The sequence below is a fragment of the Candidatus Clostridium stratigraminis genome (genome assembly GCF_045310675.1).
GTDB classification, from domain to species: domain Bacteria; phylum Bacillota; class Clostridia; order Clostridiales; family Clostridiaceae; genus Clostridium_AT; species Clostridium_AT stratigraminis.
In genome coordinates this window covers 187,212-202,343 of the sequence record NZ_JBJHZZ010000003.1, presented here as the reverse complement: position 1 = coordinate 202,343, position 15,132 = coordinate 187,212, and the positions used below count along the sequence as shown (strand labels likewise).

Below are 15,132 nucleotides of genomic sequence, written 5' to 3'. Positions count from 1 at the left end.
GAAGGGGAGATTTTCATGGAAACAAAACAATTTAAAGCTGAGTCTCAAAGACTATTAGACCTAATGATTAACTCAATTTACACAAATAAGGAGATTTTTCTAAGGGAGCTTGTATCAAATGCCAGTGATGCTATTGATAAAATTTATTACAAGGCATTAACCGATGAATCAATGACTTTTGATAAAGAAAATTTCTTTATTAAAGTAGCGCTAGATAAGGAAAACAGAATTTTAAAAATTTCTGATACAGGTATTGGAATGACTAAAGAAGAACTTGATGAAAACCTTGGAGTAATCGCAAAAAGTGGATCCTTACAATTTAAAAAAGAAAATGAAATAAAAGATGGCTATGATATAATTGGACAATTTGGAGTAGGGTTCTATTCTGCATTTATGGTGGCAGATACAGTTACAGTTATAAGTAGAGCCTTAGGAAGTGATAAGGCATATAGATGGGAATCTAAGGGTATAGAATGTTATACCATTGAAGAGTGTGAAAAAGCTTCTGTAGGTACTGACATCATATTAAAAATTAAAGCTAATACAGAAGAAGAAAATTATGATGAGTTCCTCGATGAGTATAGACTAAAATCAATTATAAAGAAGTATTCTGACTTTATTAGATACCCTATTAAGATGGATGTAACCGAAAGCAGGCTTAAAGAGGGCAGCGAAGAAGAATATGAAGACATTAGTGTAGAAAAAGTCATAAACAGCATGGTTCCTATTTGGAGAAAAAATAAAAATGAACTTACTAAAGAAGATTATGATAACTTTTATTCAGAAAAACACTATGGCTTTGATAAGCCACTAAGATATATTCATACAAGTGTTGATGGCGCTGTAAACTATAATGCAATTTTGTATTTACCTGAAAGTATTCCTTATGATTATTATACAAAAGAATATGAAAAAGGCTTAGAGCTTTATTCAAATGGCGTTATGATAATGAATAAATGTGCTGATTTACTGCCTGATTATTTTGGCTTTGTAAAGGGCATAGTTGATTCTGAGGATCTATCACTAAACATATCAAGAGAGGTGCTGCAGCACGATAGGCAGTTAAAGCTTATTGCAAAAAATATAAAAACCAAAATAAAGAATGAGCTAGAAAGCATGCTTAAGAATGATAGAGAAAAATATGAGGCTTTTTATACTTCCTTCGGAAGACAGTTAAAGTACGGTGTATATAGTGATTTCGGAAGTGAAAAAGATGTGCTTCAGGATTTATTATTGTTTTATTCCTCTAAAGAAAAGAAAATGGTTACCTTAAGTGAATATATTTCAAGAATGCCCGAAGTACAAAAGTACATCTATTATGCTGCAGGTGAGTCAAAGGAAAGAATTGAAAAACTTCCTCAAACAGAGCTTGTATCAGACAAAGGCTATGAAATTCTTTACTTTACAGATGATATTGATGAGTTTGCAATTAAAATGATAATGAATTACAAGGAAAAGGAATTTAAATCAGTGTCCAGCGGAGACTTAGGTATTGAGGCAGACGAAAATAATAACTTATCAAAGTCTGAAGAAGAAGCCAGCAAGGAACTTTTTAACAGCATGAATAACATTTTATCTGATAAAGTCAAAGCAGTAAAAGCATCAAAAAGATTAAGAGAACATCCAGTTTGTTTATCAAACGAGGGCGAACTATCAATTGAGATGGAAAAGGTATTAAATTCCATGCCAAATAATCAAAATATAAAAGCAGATAAAGTTTTAGAAATAAATATAAATCATGATATTTACAAGGCACTAAAAGATGCTTTTGAGCATGATAAAGAAAAACTTGAGCTTTACACAAATTTACTGTATAATCAGGCTCTTTTAATTGAAGGCTTACCAATAAATGATCCAGTAGAATTTACAAACAATATCTGCAAAATTATGAAATAATTAAGGGCCTTTAACAGCATTTCTTTCAAAAGTTGTTAAAGGCCCTTTACTTATATGTAAAAGATAGTTTCTATTCCATTAGGAATCAATGAGAAAGCAAGTAAAAGATAATAAGACTATAAGTACAGCATCATAGAAAATGATATAATAGTTTAATAAAAACCAAATTTGTATTTGGATATTTAAGGCGGTTAACATGAATACAGTAAAAATAAAAGATGTAATAATAGGTGAAGGTATTCCAAAGGTTTGTGTGCCTATTATTGAAAAGACTAAAGAAGATATAATAGCAGAAGCAGTAATCTTTTCTAATATACACGTGGATATTGTAGAATGGCGCGTAGATGTTTTTGAAGATGCTTTTGATACTGAAAAAGTAAAGGCTGTTTTAAAAGATTTGGTGCCTGCATTGAATAACATTCCGTTACTATTTACATATCGTACATCTAAAGAAGGCGGAGGAAAAGCAATAGAGTCTGAAAACTATGTTGAACTTAATAAAACTGCAGCAGAAACTGGCTTAGTTGACCTCATAGATGTTGAACTATTTACAGGTGATGAGATCGTAAAAGAAATTATTGAAAGCGCTCATGGGGCAAATGTAAAGGTCGTTGCCTCAAATCATGATTTTGAAGGGACACCTTCTAAAAAAGAAATAATAAAGCGCTTAAGAAAAATGCAGGATTTGGGAGCTGATATATTAAAGATTGCTGTTATGCCAAAAAATAAAATAGATGTTTTAAAATTATTAGAAGCAACTGCTATTATGTCAGAAAAATATGCTGACAGGCCACTTATTACAGTATCCATGTCAGATATGGGTACCCTGAGTCGTATTACAGGTGAAATATTTGGATCTGCAGTGACTTTTGGTGGTTATAATAAAACTTCTGCACCTGGTCAGTTAAAGTTAGAAGATCTGCATAATGCACTACAATTAATTCATAGGATTTAAATTAATTTTATTATTTTATTTACTACGTCTTCTAGCTTATTATCATTTAAAACTTCAAAATTGGAATATTTTTTATAAAGATAATATCTTTCCTCATAAAGCTTATAGATTTTTGAAATATCATCTGCTAATAGAGGACGGTTTGAAATATCAATATCCTTAATAATATTTTCTATTGGACGATTTATAAAGAAAATAATAGAGTTTTTTTGAAGTGTTTCCATATTGCATTGAGCTTTAACTACGCCTCCACCAGTGGAGATGACTATAGGACATTTTTTACTGATTTCTTCTATAGCCTCAGTTTCCAACTTTCTGAAATAATCCTCTCCTAATAGGAAAATATTTTTAATCAACTTATTTTCTTTTTTTTCAACATAATCATCCACATCATAAAAGGGCAGAAACAACCTTTCTGCTACTATTTCCCCAATAGTGGTTTTTCCGCAGCCAGATAAACCTATTAGAGCTATATTTTTATTTAAGCTTTTCATGCATAACCTCTCTATTTTAAGATAATTTTTTACCTGTTTAGAATTTTATATTTATCTTTTCCACTTAAATCAGTTTACAAGCAGCTTATTTTTCTGTCAATATATATAAAATACACCAGTTTAAATTCCAAAACTTTTCACTGCTTTTTTAAATATTTATCAATTAAAATAGAAAACATATATATTAGTTAAATAATTTTTAGTATTTTATTGACACAATTAGGTAGTTTTATATATAATGAATATATGAACAGATATTCATACATTCATATATTTTACTAAGAAGGAAATGAGAATATGGAAGAAAAAAATATAGAAAGTTGCAGCTCAATAGTTATACATGAAGAAGTAGTTAATAAAGTAAAAGAGAATATTCCAAAGGAAGAAACACTTTATGATTTGGCAGATTTGTTTAAGGTTCTTGGAGACTCAACAAGGGTTAAAATATTATGTGCCTTATTTCAAGCTGAAATGTGCGTTTGCGATATAGCAGCACTGCTTGGAATGACTCAATCAGCTATATCACACCAATTGAGAGTATTAAAACAAGGAAGAATTGTAAAAAACAGAAAAGATGGTAAAGTAGTTTACTATTCCTTAGATGATGATCATATAAAAAGTATTTTTGATCAAGGCATGGCCCATATAGCTGAATAATATTAGACTTAAAGGGGATGGAAAATTATGGACAAGGCAATTAAAAAAGCAAATAATGTTATCATAAAAACGGAGATAAAAAATAAAACTAATATTAGCTTAAATAATTCTAATTCTAGTCTAAAGAAAGAGTTTCTTTTAAAAGGATTAGACTGCGCTAGTTGTGCAGCGAAGATTGAAAGAGAGATTAGTAAAATTGAAGGCGTAAAAGCTGCTGTAGTAGATTTTGTATCAACAAAGCTTTTTCTAGAAATGGATAATAAAACCAATGATGATTTTATTATAGAGAAAGTTAATGAAATTGTTAAGAGAATTGAACCAGACGTTATGGTTGTTAATAGCTTAAAGGATGATAAGAAGGAACAAGAAATTGATAATGAAAGTAATAAAGGTAAACTTATTAAATTAGTGGTTGGTGCAGCTTTCTTTGCTACTGCAGCTGCATTTAAGCTGCCTTTATTATACCTCATTAGTTATTTGCTTATTGGTGGAGAAGTAATTCTAAAAGCAGTTAAGAATATAAGAAAAGGTCAAGTATTTGATGAAAATTTTCTTATGTCAATAGCCACTATAGGTGCATTTACAATTGGACAGTACCCAGAGGGAGTTGCGGTTATGCTGTTTTATGAGGTAGGAGAATTATTTCAAGACATGGCTGTAGATCATTCCAGAAAATCTATAACTGCACTTATGGATATAAGACCTGACTTTGCTAATTTAAAGGTAAATGAAGATATAAAAAAAGTATCACCAGAGGAAGTTCTAGTAGGTGATATTATAATTGTTAAGCCAGGAGAAAAGGTTCCTCTTGATGGCACAGTGATAGAAGGTAATTCTATGGTGGATGCCTCAGCTTTAACTGGTGAATCAGTTCCAAAGAAGGTTTTAGCAGGAGACAATGTTCTGGGCGGGGTAATTAATAAAAATGGACTATTAACAATTAAAGTAGAAAAGAAATTTAAGGACTCCACTGTTTCTAAGATTCTGGATTTAGTTCAAAATGCCAGCAGTAAGAAAGCTCCAACAGAAAATTTTATAACAAAATTCGCAAGAATTTACACATCAATTGTGGTGTTTACTGCTGTAATTCTAGCTATAATACCTCCTTTATTTATTGAAGGTACTTCTTTCTCACAATGGCTGTATAGGGCATTATCATTCTTAGTAGTGTCTTGTCCTTGTGCTTTAGTCATATCTATACCTCTTGGTTTCTTTGGTGGAATTGGAGGGGCTTCAAAAAATGGAATACTTGTTAAAGGAGGAAATTATCTTGAAGCATTAAACAATGTAGAAATCGCAGTGTTTGATAAAACAGGTACCCTGACAAAAGGCGTATTTCAAGTAACTAATATAGTACCAGAAGATAATTTTACAAATAAAGAAATTATAAAGCTTGCTGCATTTGCAGAAAGTTATTCTAACCATCCAATAGCTGCTTCAATATTAAAGGCCTATGATGATGATATAGATAAAGATAAAATTGATACTTATGATGAACTATCAGGCTATGGGATAAAGGCCACAGTGTATGGTAAAGAGATACTTGCAGGAAATTACAAACTGATGGATAAGGAAAATATAAATTATAAAAATGTAATTGCTGTAGGCACTGTAGTTCATCTTGCAGTGGATAGAATATATGCTGGTTATATTGTAATATCTGATGAGATTAAGGAAGACTCCTTAGTAGCCATTAAGGATTTAAAGGCAATAGGAATAAAGAAAACAGTAATGCTTTCAGGAGACAATAAAATTGTTGGAACAGAAATTGCAAAAACACTTAATGTTGATGAAGCTTATACTGAATTACTTCCAGATCAGAAGGTGGAAAAACTAGAATTATTAAATAAAGAAAAATCAAGAAAGGGCAAATTAATGTTTGTAGGTGATGGAATAAATGATGCCCCGGTACTTGCAAGAGCAGATATAGGAATAGCAATGGGAGGAGTAGGTTCTGATGCAGCAATTGAAGCCTCTGATGTTGTTATTATGACAGATGAACCATCAAAAATAGTAAAAGCTATAAAAATAGCAAAGAAAACAAAAAAAATAGTAATGCAAAATATAATCTTCGCCTTAGGAATTAAATTTATTTTATTAGTAATCATAGCATTAGGGCTTGGAACTATGTGGGAAGCTGTATTTGGAGATGTTGGTGTAGCATTACTTGCAGTATTAAACTCAATGAGAGCTTTAAAGACTGATAAGCTATAGAACTTTAACTTTAAATTTAGAAAATATTTGGTTATAAGAGAAGGTATACTTGAATTATAAATAATTTTTGTATACCTTTTATTTTTTTACAGTTTAATGAACTTTTTGCTTATTATTTCGTTAAACTATATGTGAAGGGAGGCAGAGTGTTGGAGGAATTAGATCTTGTAAATAAAGCAAAACAGGGAAATAAGAGTGCACTTAACACTCTACTTACAAACAACTTTAACGTACTTAAGGGTTATATTATTAAAATGACAGGAAATAAAGTGCTTTCAGAGGACATAATTCAAGAAAGTATGCTTAAAGCTGTTTTAAACATTCATAAATTTAAGCCAGAGTATAAGTTTTCAACTTGGATAATTAAAATATCAACTAATGTGTACATTGATTACTTAAGAAAAAATAAGGTTTCTGAAGAAATTAATGATAATATTGACATTGGGTCAATAAGTTTAGAAGACAGCGTTATAAATAGCCTGGAATATGAGGAAGTCATGAATATCCTGCTTAACATATCCTATGAAAAAAGAGCAGTATTTATATTAAAGCATTATTATGGTTACAAATATGAAGAAATTGCACAAATAATGAAATGTCCCGTTGGAACTGTCCGGTCAAGACTTAATAACGCTATAAAGCAAATTGCTTCAGAATTTGAAGAAAGGGGTTTAATATAATGGATTTTGGAAAAGGTGATTATCCAGATAAATATAAAAAAGCTTTAAAGAAAATGGATATTTTAATGGATTTTGACGTTCCTATTGAAGTAAATATTTTAGAAGTCATAGCAAAAGCAGAAGCAATTAAAGAGGACAAAAGAAAAGTAAAATTAGAAATCTTAGGATTTATTTCACTGTGTCTTTCAATTTTACTCACTGTTACTGTTGTTGCTATTAATTTAAATCCTAGGCTCATTTTAGTTATAGAAATAATTATTTATATACTTATGCCATTTATACTTATACCAATTTCTAAACATTTAAAAGCAAAGGAGGGACTGCAATGACAAGAAATAAAATATTAATAATATTACTATTTGTAATTCCACTATTAATAGCACAAGCGACTTGGATTTTTTTAGATGCTAGAAAAAGGAAAGAAAGAGCCTATTGGTTGTGGGGGTTATTTGGACTTATTAATTGTCCCCAGTCCCTTATAATTTACTTAATCGTTACTAGAATTATACTAAAAAAAGACAAAAACTAAAAACTAAAAGGGACGGTTCCTTATGATTAAAAATCAAAAGGAACCATCTCGAAAATCAAAAGAAACTATCTAAAATTTATTTAAAATCAAAAGGAACCGTCCCTTTTGAAATTGAAAAGGAGAGATATCATGTTTCAAGGAATGAGTAACATGGAAATAATTAAGCTTTTACTTCCACTAGTTATATTTGAAGTTTGTCTTATGGCTTTCTGCCTTTACAGATTAACAAAAGACAAGGTTAAATTTCTACCCAAATGGGCTTGGGCACTTATTATTATTTTCATCAATCTGGTTGGCCCCATTTTCTATTTACTTATAGGAAGAGAGAGGGATTAAAATGCTAAAGGTTATAAATCTTACAAAAAACTATGGCAGCCTTGAAGTATTAAAAGGCATATCCTTTGAAATAAAGAAAGGAATGATATATGGCTTTTTAGGACAAAATGGAGCTGGAAAAACTACGACTATGAATATCTTAACTGGGTTAATAGGGTATAATAGCGGGGAAATATACCTAAATGGAAAGCTGATGAAAGAAAATAAAAGAGAACTACTTCGGGCAGTTGGATATCTGCCTCAAAATCCAGTTTTCTATGGGTATATGACAGCCCTTGAATACTTAAATTTTATAGGTACCATTAATAAAATGTCTGGTAAAAAAATAAATGAAAGAAGCGAAGAGGTACTTAATATAGTAAAGCTAAAGGATGCTTCTAGAAGAAAGATAGGGACATACTCAGGCGGTATGATTCAGCGCTTTGGTATTGCTGTTGCTATGTTTAACATGCCTGAGATATTAATTTTAGATGAACCAACCTCTGCATTAGACCCAGAAGGAAGAATGGAAATACTTGAACTTATTCAAGACCTGAAAAAAAATGGTACAACTGTATTTCTTTCAACTCATATTCTAAATGATGTAGAAAGAGTCTGCGATGAAGTCAGTATTCTTCACCAGGGTAAGATAATAATATCAGAAGGCCTTGAAGAACTAAGGAATAAATATATTCAGCCTATTTATGATGTGGAATTTGAACAGGATTGTTTAAGTATAAAAGAAAAACTTCTTACTTTTGACTGGATTCAAAACGCAGTAGTGCATAGAAATGAACTCACAGTTTATGTAAGCGATTTAAATATGGCTAAGAAATATCTTTTAAAGTACTTAGATAGCTTTGAAAATCCTATTGTTTCTTTTAATTTAAGAAAAAGCAACTTAGAGGATATATTTTTAAGGATGGTGAGTAATAATGTGGACCTTTAAAGCATTCTTTAAAAAAGAGTTTATGGAATCAATTAGGCAATATAAATTCATAATGCTAGCGGCAGGAATACTATTATTTGCTTTACTGGATCCAATTATGCTTAAGCTTCTGCCTAATATTTTAAAAAATCAGCTTCCTGCTGATATAAGTTCATTATTAATAACTACACAAAAAACTGCGCTTCAAAGCTATATTAAGGATTTAAATCAAATAGGACTTCTATTTGTTGTGTTTGTATTTAGCGGTACACTCAGCGATGAAATAAATAACCAAAAGCTGGTTTTCCCATATTCGAAAGGTGCATGCCCGGAAAATATGGTGTTAGCTAAGTTTATAAGTTACTTAATGGCAGTGCTTATATTTACTATTTTAGGTTTCTTAGTTAATTACTATTATGTAACTATTTTATTTACTAATGATACAGTAACTTTTTCCAAATTGATACCAGCAATTACCTTAGTATTTATCTATTTTATATTTAATATAGCCCTTACATTATTCTTTAGCTCACTGTCTAAGAAGGGACTAATAGCAGGAATTACTACGTTTGCAGTAAATTTCTTAACTATACCTCTTGCAGGAATAAAATCAATAAGTAAATTTATACCCTATAACTTAATAAACGCAGCCAATAAATTTACTTTTCAAGATTGTAGTACCTCAATTATATTTGTTTTAGCTCTATCTGCTTTATTGATAATATTTACAATTGCAAAAATGAATAAAGTTGAAGTTATTTAGTTTTTTTAATAAGTTCATCTTTATGCACAACACATTTGGTGTAAAATAATAATGTTAATTATTATTTGTAAGGAGAAATGTTAAATGAACATACAAATATTCGGAGTTAAAAAGTCCTTTGATACACAAAAGGCTGAACGTTATTTTAAGGAGAGAAAAATTAAGTATCAATTTATAGATTTAAATGAAAAGACACTAAGTAAAAGGGAGTTAGAAAGTGTACGAGCAGCAGTTGGATTAAAGAATTTAATTGATGAAAAATCTAAAGAATATGTAAAACTGAACATAGTAAATATTAGAAGTGATAGTGTTAAAGAAGAACTTTTACTTAATAACCCAAAGCTTTATAAGATGCCCATAGTTCGTAATGGAAAAATAGCAACAGTAGGGTATGAGCCAGAAATTTGGAGTACTTGGGAATAATATTGATATGCATAAAGAATAGGCAATCAGCATAAAGGAAGCTGGTTGCCTATTGATTTATAAGCAATTGTGTATTAAAATAGAACAAATGTTCTAAGCACATTACTTTACATTTTATAAAAATGATATACAATTAATTAGTAAAGTAATTAGCGTTAATAGGAATTCAGGAGGCATAAAGATTAAGAATACTTATATGCTACGGAGAAAAACAGGAGGCGCAGCAATTAATATTGTTACGTACAATATAGAAATACAGGAGGGGTATGGATGGAAAATGAGAACAAGGTGAAAGGTACCTATGATGTTACAGATTTAACATCCTTAGAAAAATTAGAACCTGTGCGTGTGAGGCCAGGTATGTATATTGGCTCTACAGGTTCCAAAGGGCTTCATCACTGCCTATGGGAAGTATTAGATAATTCAATAGATGAACTTTCAAATGGGTTTGGAAATAAAATAATAATAAGTTTAAATAAAGATAGAAGTGTTTCAGTAATTGATAATGGAAGAGGAATACCAACAGGCATTCACCCAGTAAAAAAGAAATCTGGAGTAGAAATGGTATTTACTGAACTACATACTGGAGGAAAATTCGATAATAAAAATTATAAAACCTCTGGCGGATTACATGGTGTAGGTGCAGCTGTAGTGAATTCACTATCGGAATGGCTTGAAGTAGAGGTATATCAAAATGGAGAGATTTATAAACAAAGATTTGAGTATGCTTATGATAGTAAGCTGAAAAAGAAAATGCCAGGTACACCTGTTACTCCATTAAAAGCAATAGGTAAAACTAAGGAAACCGGAACTAAGGTAACCTTCATGGCTGATAAAGAGGTATTTTCTACTACGGAATTTAAATTTGAGGTTATAGATGAAAGGCTTCAGGAACTGGCTTTTCAAAATAAAGGAATAACCTTGGTTCTAAAAGATGAGAGAAACCCAGAAACTATTATTAAAGAATACCATTCAGATAGAGGACTCTTAGATTTTATTGACTACTTAAATGAAAGTAAAAGTGTGCTTCACCAAGAACCAATTACTTTTGAGGGTGAAAGAGATATAAACGGAATTAGTATGTATGGCGAAGTATGTATGCAGTTTACTGATTCTACTAGTGAATATATTGCAAGTTATGTAAACAATATTCCTACAAGGGATGCAGGCACACATGAAAGTGGTTTTAAAACTGGAATGACTAGAGCATTTAAAGAATGGGCTAAAAAGCTTAATTTACTTAAAGAAAAGGATAAGGAATTTGAAGGTGATGACTTAAGAGAAGGATTAACAGCAATTGTTAGAATAAAAATAAGCAATCCTGTATTCGAAGGTCAAACTAAAAATAAACTAGGCAACAATGAAGCCTACACCATGATGAATGAATTATGCTATACAAGGTTTAGCGAATGGATAGAAGATAATAAAGAGACAGCCTCAATTTTTATTAATAATGCCATAGATGCAGCTCAAAGAAGAGAAAAAATAAAAAAAATAAATGAAGCTGAAAAGAAAAAAATAGGAAAAGGAACAGCGCCTCTTGCTGGTAAAATAGCTGTATGTACCTTAAAGGAAACCTCTCTTTGTGAATTTATAGTTGTAGAAGGTGATTCTGCTGGAGGAAGTGCTAAGCAAGCTAGAGACAGAAGATTTCAAACCATTATGCCTTCTAAAGGTAAAATTATGAATACAGAAAAACAAAAGCTTGAAAACGTACTTGGCAGTGAGGAATTAAAAATTTTTAATGCAGCTATAGGCACTGGAGTACTTGAAAATTATAGAGAGGAAGATTTAAAGTATGGTAAAATAATAATTATGTCAGATGCTGATGTAGATGGATATCACATAAGAACTTTATGGATGACTTATATATATAGGTATATGAAATCCTTAATAGCAAATGGACATTTATTTATTGCGCTGCCACCTCTTTACAAGGTATATAAAAATGATAAAAAAGGAGAGTTAATTCGATACGCCTATAGTGATGAGGAACTTGAAAAAGTTAAAAAGGAAGTAGGAAAAGGTGCACTGCTTCAAAGATATAAGGGTTTAGGAGAAATGAATGCAGATCAGCTTTGGGAAACCACACTTAACCCGGTAACAAGAACCCTTCAGCAGGTTACAATTGATGATGCAGCAAAGGCAGAAAAAATGGTGTCATTACTTATGGGTGATGTAGTTGAACCTCGAAAAAACTACATGTATAAGTATGCAGAATTTTAGAAGAAAGGTTGAATTACATGGCTAAGAAGAATGATATTCCAAAGGATAATAATATAATTAAAATCCCATTAGAAGAGGCTATGCCGGATAATTATCTTCCATATGCAGTTGAAGTAGCAAAGGATAGAGCTCTCCCAGATGTAAGGGACGGCCTTAAACCTGTACATAGAAGAATTTTATACGGAGCCTATAGCCTAAGAGCATATCCGGATAAACCTTATTTTAAATCAGCAAGAATAGTTGGAGATATTCTAGGTAAATATCACCCTCATGGTGATTCCTCTGTTTATGAGTCAATGGTCATATTGGCCCAGGATTTTTCAACCAGGATGCCTTTAATAGATGGACATGGTAACTGGGGAAGCCAGGATGGAGACAGCGCTGCTGCTATGCGTTATACAGAAGCTAGGCTTACTCCACTTGCTATGGAAATGCTAAAAGATATTGATAAAGATATTGTGGACATGGAAGATAATTATTCGAATACTGAATTAGAGCCTAAGGTTTTACCAGGAAGATATCCTAATCTGCTTGTAAATGGTGCCTTCGGTATAGCAGTTGGACTTGCAACAAACATACCACCGCATAATTTAAATGAAGTTATAGATGGTACATTAGCTTACATAGAAAATAATGAAATAACAACTAGTGAACTTTTAAAATTTATTAAAGGTCCTGATCTTCCAACCGGTGGCATTATTATAGGCAAAAACTCACTTAAATCTGCTTATGAAACTGGTGAGGGAAAGGTAACCTTAAGAGCAAAAACAAAGGTAGAAAAGCTGGAAAGCGGAAAGCTGGGAATAGTAATAACAGAATTCCCTTTTAGAAAATCAAAAGCTAGGCTGCTTCAAACCATATCTGAAATGACTGAAGACAAAAAGCATACGAAAGCATTAGAAGGAATAATTGATATAAGGGATGAATCAGATAGAAATGGTATCAGAGCAGTAATAGAACTGAAAAAGTCTGTAGATGCAGAGGCAGCGGAAAAGCTCCTTAAATATTTATTTAAAAAGACCGACCTGCAGAGCAATATTAGTTTTAACATGGTGGCCCTTGCTAATGGAAAGCCAGAAACCTTAGGACTTAAAGCAATTTTAATGCATTATGTAAATCATCAAAAGGAAGTTATAACAAGAAGAACTAAAAAGGAACTTCAGATAGCAGAAAAAAGATTTCACATTGTAGAAGGATTTATTAAGGCTATAGGAATTTTAGACGAAATTATAGCTTTAATAAGAGCATCAAAATCTAAGAGAGATGCTGAAACTAATTTAATGAAAACCTTTGGCTTTACTGAGCTTCAAGCAGAGGCAATTGTGGAACTTATGCTTTATAAGCTTACAGGACTTGAAATAATAACCTTTGAAAAGGAATATAAGGAATTAGAAAAACTAATAAAAGGCCTTAAAAGAATACTCGATAGTGAAAAAGAACTCTATAAGGTAATAAAGAAAGAACTACTTGAAATTAAAGAAAAATATAGCAATGATAGAAAGACAACTATTATAGAAGATGATGAAGAAGCTAAAATAGATGTAGAAGAACTAATTATTGTAGAAGATACTATAATTACCCTATCTAAAGATGGGTTTATAAAAAGAGTACCGCTTAAATCCTATAATCGATCAAACTTAGATGCAGCTGATATTGAATATAGAGAAGGGGATTCTATAAATCTTGTTTTTGAATCAAATACAACAGATGTAGTTATATTTTTTACAGATAAGGGAAATATGTATCAATTAAAGGGAAATAATGTTCCTGAATTTAAGTGGAAGGATAAGGGCATTAGATTAGATGAAATTATAAAAACAGTAGATCTTTCAAAAGAAAAATTATTAACAGCATATTCTCTGAATAATTTTTCTAATGAAAAGGAACTTATTTTTATAACCAATAAAGGAAATATTAAGAAAACTTCTTTGGATAAATTCACTACTAATTACTCAAAACTTCAGGCTATAAAACTTAAAGATTCTGAGTTTTTAATCAATATAAGTTTAGTGTCAAAAGACAGGCGAGAAGAGTTTATCGAAATTACTACTATGCAGGGACTAAATTTTACAATAATGGAGCCAAAACTTGAAAATCTTGATAGAAACCTTTCTGCATCAGCACTAATAAGCTTGCCAATCAATGATGAAATTAGTACAGTTAGGCTTTCAGCTGAAGGAGAATTTAAGGAGTTTTTTCTATCCATAAGCTCAGATGGTTTAATAAGAAGCAGTGCTAATAATCATATTATTAGCAAAAAGGATAAACATATATTTACAAATTCTCAGGAAAAAATGTTAATGTTCTTAAGTAATGGTAGTGTATTGAACCTTTCAAGTGCACTATTTGCTAATGTAGGTGAAGAGGGTATCAATTTAAATACATTATTTGGTGAGGCTTTAAATAAACAGACAAAGATCTTGAACATTTATAATTACGTAAATTCATTTGCTAGGCTAAGTGTTATTTTTATTAGTAAAAAAGGACTAGTTAAGAAAACTAAACTTGATGAATTTGTTGGAGATTATCAAATTACCCAAGGCTATAAATTTAAGTCTTCAGAGGATAGGCTAATAGCAATTGATTTTATTTCTGAAGTGGTTTCTGATGAAATTTTGATAGTAACCCAAAAGGCCTTTGCAATAAAAATAAGCAGTGAAGATATACCGTATATGGGAAAGCTAGCATCAGGGGTAATTGGAATAAGTCTTAAGGACGAAGATGAGGTAATATTCTCAACACATGGACAAATTATATTTAATAATTCAGATGAAATTGCAGTATCAAGTTTAAAAGATAAAGAAATAATGTTAGTCAGCAATAAAAAAAATAAGAAAAATGTAAAACTTAGCGAATTAAGAAGGCAAAACAGAGCTGGCAGGGGAGTAAGTCTTATGCTGGTAATATTTGATGAATTTGTAAAAGAAGTAAAACTAATGTAATAAAATAAATTGGAAAACGTATATAACAGGAGATTCTTAACGAAAATCAAACTAAATGTAAAATTTATATGAATAATTTGCTGATAATAAGGTTTTTTAATGAAAAAATG

At 30.9% G+C, this 15,132-nt stretch carries 14 protein-coding genes; 13 read left to right on the top strand and 1 reads right to left on the bottom strand.

Features of this window, described 5'->3' with window-relative positions; genetic code table 11:
* The first annotated feature begins 15 nt into the window (after positions 1 to 15).
* Entirely contained in the window at positions 16 to 1,896 is a 1,881-nt protein-coding gene (gene htpG / locus ACJDUG_RS07655; RefSeq protein ID WP_406769304.1) for a molecular chaperone HtpG, read from the top strand.
* A 196-nt stretch (positions 1,897 to 2,092) separates the two neighbouring features.
* Complete coding sequence (gene aroD / locus ACJDUG_RS07650; RefSeq protein ID WP_406769303.1) at positions 2,093 to 2,851, top strand: type I 3-dehydroquinate dehydratase; 759 nt, start codon at positions 2,093 to 2,095, stop codon at positions 2,849 to 2,851.
* Here aroD and ACJDUG_RS07645 read toward each other — a convergent pair.
* Complete coding sequence (locus ACJDUG_RS07645; protein ID WP_406769302.1) at positions 2,848 to 3,345, bottom strand: shikimate kinase; 498 nt, start codon at positions 3,343 to 3,345, stop codon at positions 2,848 to 2,850. The two genes, aroD and ACJDUG_RS07645, sit on opposite strands and share 4 nt — an antisense overlap.
* A 297-nt stretch (positions 3,346 to 3,642) precedes the next feature.
* Here ACJDUG_RS07645 and ACJDUG_RS07640 point away from each other — a divergent pair, with 297 nt between their 5' ends.
* The 11 genes from ACJDUG_RS07640 (at position 3,643) to ACJDUG_RS07590 (ending at position 15,022) form a co-directional block, all read left to right on the top strand.
* Entirely contained in the window at positions 3,643 to 4,002 is a 360-nt protein-coding gene (locus tag ACJDUG_RS07640) for an ArsR/SmtB family transcription factor (protein WP_406769301.1), read from the top strand.
* 27 nt (positions 4,003 to 4,029) lie between these two features.
* Positions 4,030 to 6,216, top strand: a complete 2,187-nt coding sequence (locus ACJDUG_RS07635; RefSeq protein ID WP_406769300.1) for a heavy metal translocating P-type ATPase — start codon at positions 4,030 to 4,032, stop codon at positions 6,214 to 6,216.
* Between the two features lie 146 nt (positions 6,217 to 6,362).
* A complete protein-coding gene (gene sigY, locus ACJDUG_RS07630; protein WP_406769299.1) occupies positions 6,363 to 6,896 on the top strand; it encodes an RNA polymerase sigma factor SigY in 534 nt (177 codons plus the stop codon).
* Positions 6,896 to 7,225 carry a hypothetical protein gene (locus ACJDUG_RS07625; RefSeq protein ID WP_406769298.1) on the top strand — a complete coding sequence of 110 codons (330 nt, stop codon included), beginning with the start codon at positions 6,896 to 6,898 and terminating at the stop codon, positions 7,223 to 7,225. Before sigY ends, ACJDUG_RS07625 begins: the two co-directional genes overlap by 1 nt.
* Positions 7,222 to 7,425 carry a sigmaY antisigma factor component gene (locus tag ACJDUG_RS07620; RefSeq protein WP_406769297.1) on the top strand — a complete coding sequence of 68 codons (204 nt, stop codon included), beginning with the start codon at positions 7,222 to 7,224 and terminating at the stop codon, positions 7,423 to 7,425. Before ACJDUG_RS07625 ends, ACJDUG_RS07620 begins: the two co-directional genes overlap by 4 nt.
* 129 nt (positions 7,426 to 7,554) lie before the next feature.
* Entirely contained in the window at positions 7,555 to 7,761 is a 207-nt protein-coding gene (locus ACJDUG_RS07615; RefSeq protein WP_406769296.1) for a PLD nuclease N-terminal domain-containing protein, read from the top strand.
* Between the two features lies 1 nt (position 7,762).
* Positions 7,763 to 8,689, top strand: coding sequence for an ABC transporter ATP-binding protein (locus tag ACJDUG_RS07610; RefSeq protein WP_406769295.1), 927 nt, complete (start codon positions 7,763 to 7,765; stop codon positions 8,687 to 8,689).
* Positions 8,676 to 9,431 carry a hypothetical protein gene (locus ACJDUG_RS07605; RefSeq protein WP_406769294.1) on the top strand — a complete coding sequence of 252 codons (756 nt, stop codon included), beginning with the start codon at positions 8,676 to 8,678 and terminating at the stop codon, positions 9,429 to 9,431. The genes ACJDUG_RS07610 and ACJDUG_RS07605 overlap by 14 nt, the downstream gene beginning before the upstream one ends.
* Before the next feature lie 84 nt (positions 9,432 to 9,515).
* Positions 9,516 to 9,854, top strand: coding sequence for an arsenate reductase family protein (locus ACJDUG_RS07600; protein ID WP_406769293.1), 339 nt, complete (start codon positions 9,516 to 9,518; stop codon positions 9,852 to 9,854).
* A gap of 270 nt (positions 9,855 to 10,124) precedes the next feature.
* Positions 10,125 to 12,080 carry a DNA gyrase/topoisomerase IV subunit B gene (locus ACJDUG_RS07595; protein ID WP_406769292.1) on the top strand — a complete coding sequence of 652 codons (1,956 nt, stop codon included), beginning with the start codon at positions 10,125 to 10,127 and terminating at the stop codon, positions 12,078 to 12,080.
* Positions 12,081 to 12,097: 17 nt separating this feature from the next.
* Positions 12,098 to 15,022: a DNA topoisomerase IV subunit A gene (locus tag ACJDUG_RS07590; protein WP_406769291.1), complete on the top strand. Its 2,925-nt coding sequence runs from the start codon at positions 12,098 to 12,100 to the stop codon at positions 15,020 to 15,022.
* The last annotated feature ends 110 nt before the right edge of the window (positions 15,023 to 15,132 follow it).

What these genes read in the sequence shown, in the direction of transcription:
- ACJDUG_RS07605 (WP_406769294.1), top strand. Translation starts at nt 8,676, where the DNA reads ATGTGGACCTTTAAAGCATTCTTTAAAAAAGAGTTTATGGAATCAATT.
- ACJDUG_RS07625 (WP_406769298.1), top strand. Translation starts at nt 6,896, where the DNA reads ATGGATTTTGGAAAAGGTGATTATCCAGATAAATATAAAAAAGCTTTA.
- ACJDUG_RS07640 (WP_406769301.1), top strand. Translation starts at nt 3,643, where the DNA reads ATGGAAGAAAAAAATATAGAAAGTTGCAGCTCAATAGTTATACATGAA.
- ACJDUG_RS07615 (WP_406769296.1), top strand. Translation starts at nt 7,555, where the DNA reads ATGTTTCAAGGAATGAGTAACATGGAAATAATTAAGCTTTTACTTCCA.
- ACJDUG_RS07610 (WP_406769295.1), top strand. Translation starts at nt 7,763, where the DNA reads ATGCTAAAGGTTATAAATCTTACAAAAAACTATGGCAGCCTTGAAGTA.
- ACJDUG_RS07645 (WP_406769302.1), bottom strand. Translation starts at nt 3,345, where the DNA reads ATGAAAAGCTTAAATAAAAATATAGCTCTAATAGGTTTATCTGGCTGC.
- aroD (WP_406769303.1), top strand. Translation starts at nt 2,093, where the DNA reads ATGAATACAGTAAAAATAAAAGATGTAATAATAGGTGAAGGTATTCCA.
- ACJDUG_RS07590 (WP_406769291.1), top strand. Translation starts at nt 12,098, where the DNA reads ATGGCTAAGAAGAATGATATTCCAAAGGATAATAATATAATTAAAATC.
- ACJDUG_RS07635 (WP_406769300.1), top strand. Translation starts at nt 4,030, where the DNA reads ATGGACAAGGCAATTAAAAAAGCAAATAATGTTATCATAAAAACGGAG.
- ACJDUG_RS07620 (WP_406769297.1), top strand. Translation starts at nt 7,222, where the DNA reads ATGACAAGAAATAAAATATTAATAATATTACTATTTGTAATTCCACTA.
- ACJDUG_RS07595 (WP_406769292.1), top strand. Translation starts at nt 10,125, where the DNA reads ATGGAAAATGAGAACAAGGTGAAAGGTACCTATGATGTTACAGATTTA.
- htpG (WP_406769304.1), top strand. Translation starts at nt 16, where the DNA reads ATGGAAACAAAACAATTTAAAGCTGAGTCTCAAAGACTATTAGACCTA.
- ACJDUG_RS07600 (WP_406769293.1), top strand. Translation starts at nt 9,516, where the DNA reads ATGAACATACAAATATTCGGAGTTAAAAAGTCCTTTGATACACAAAAG.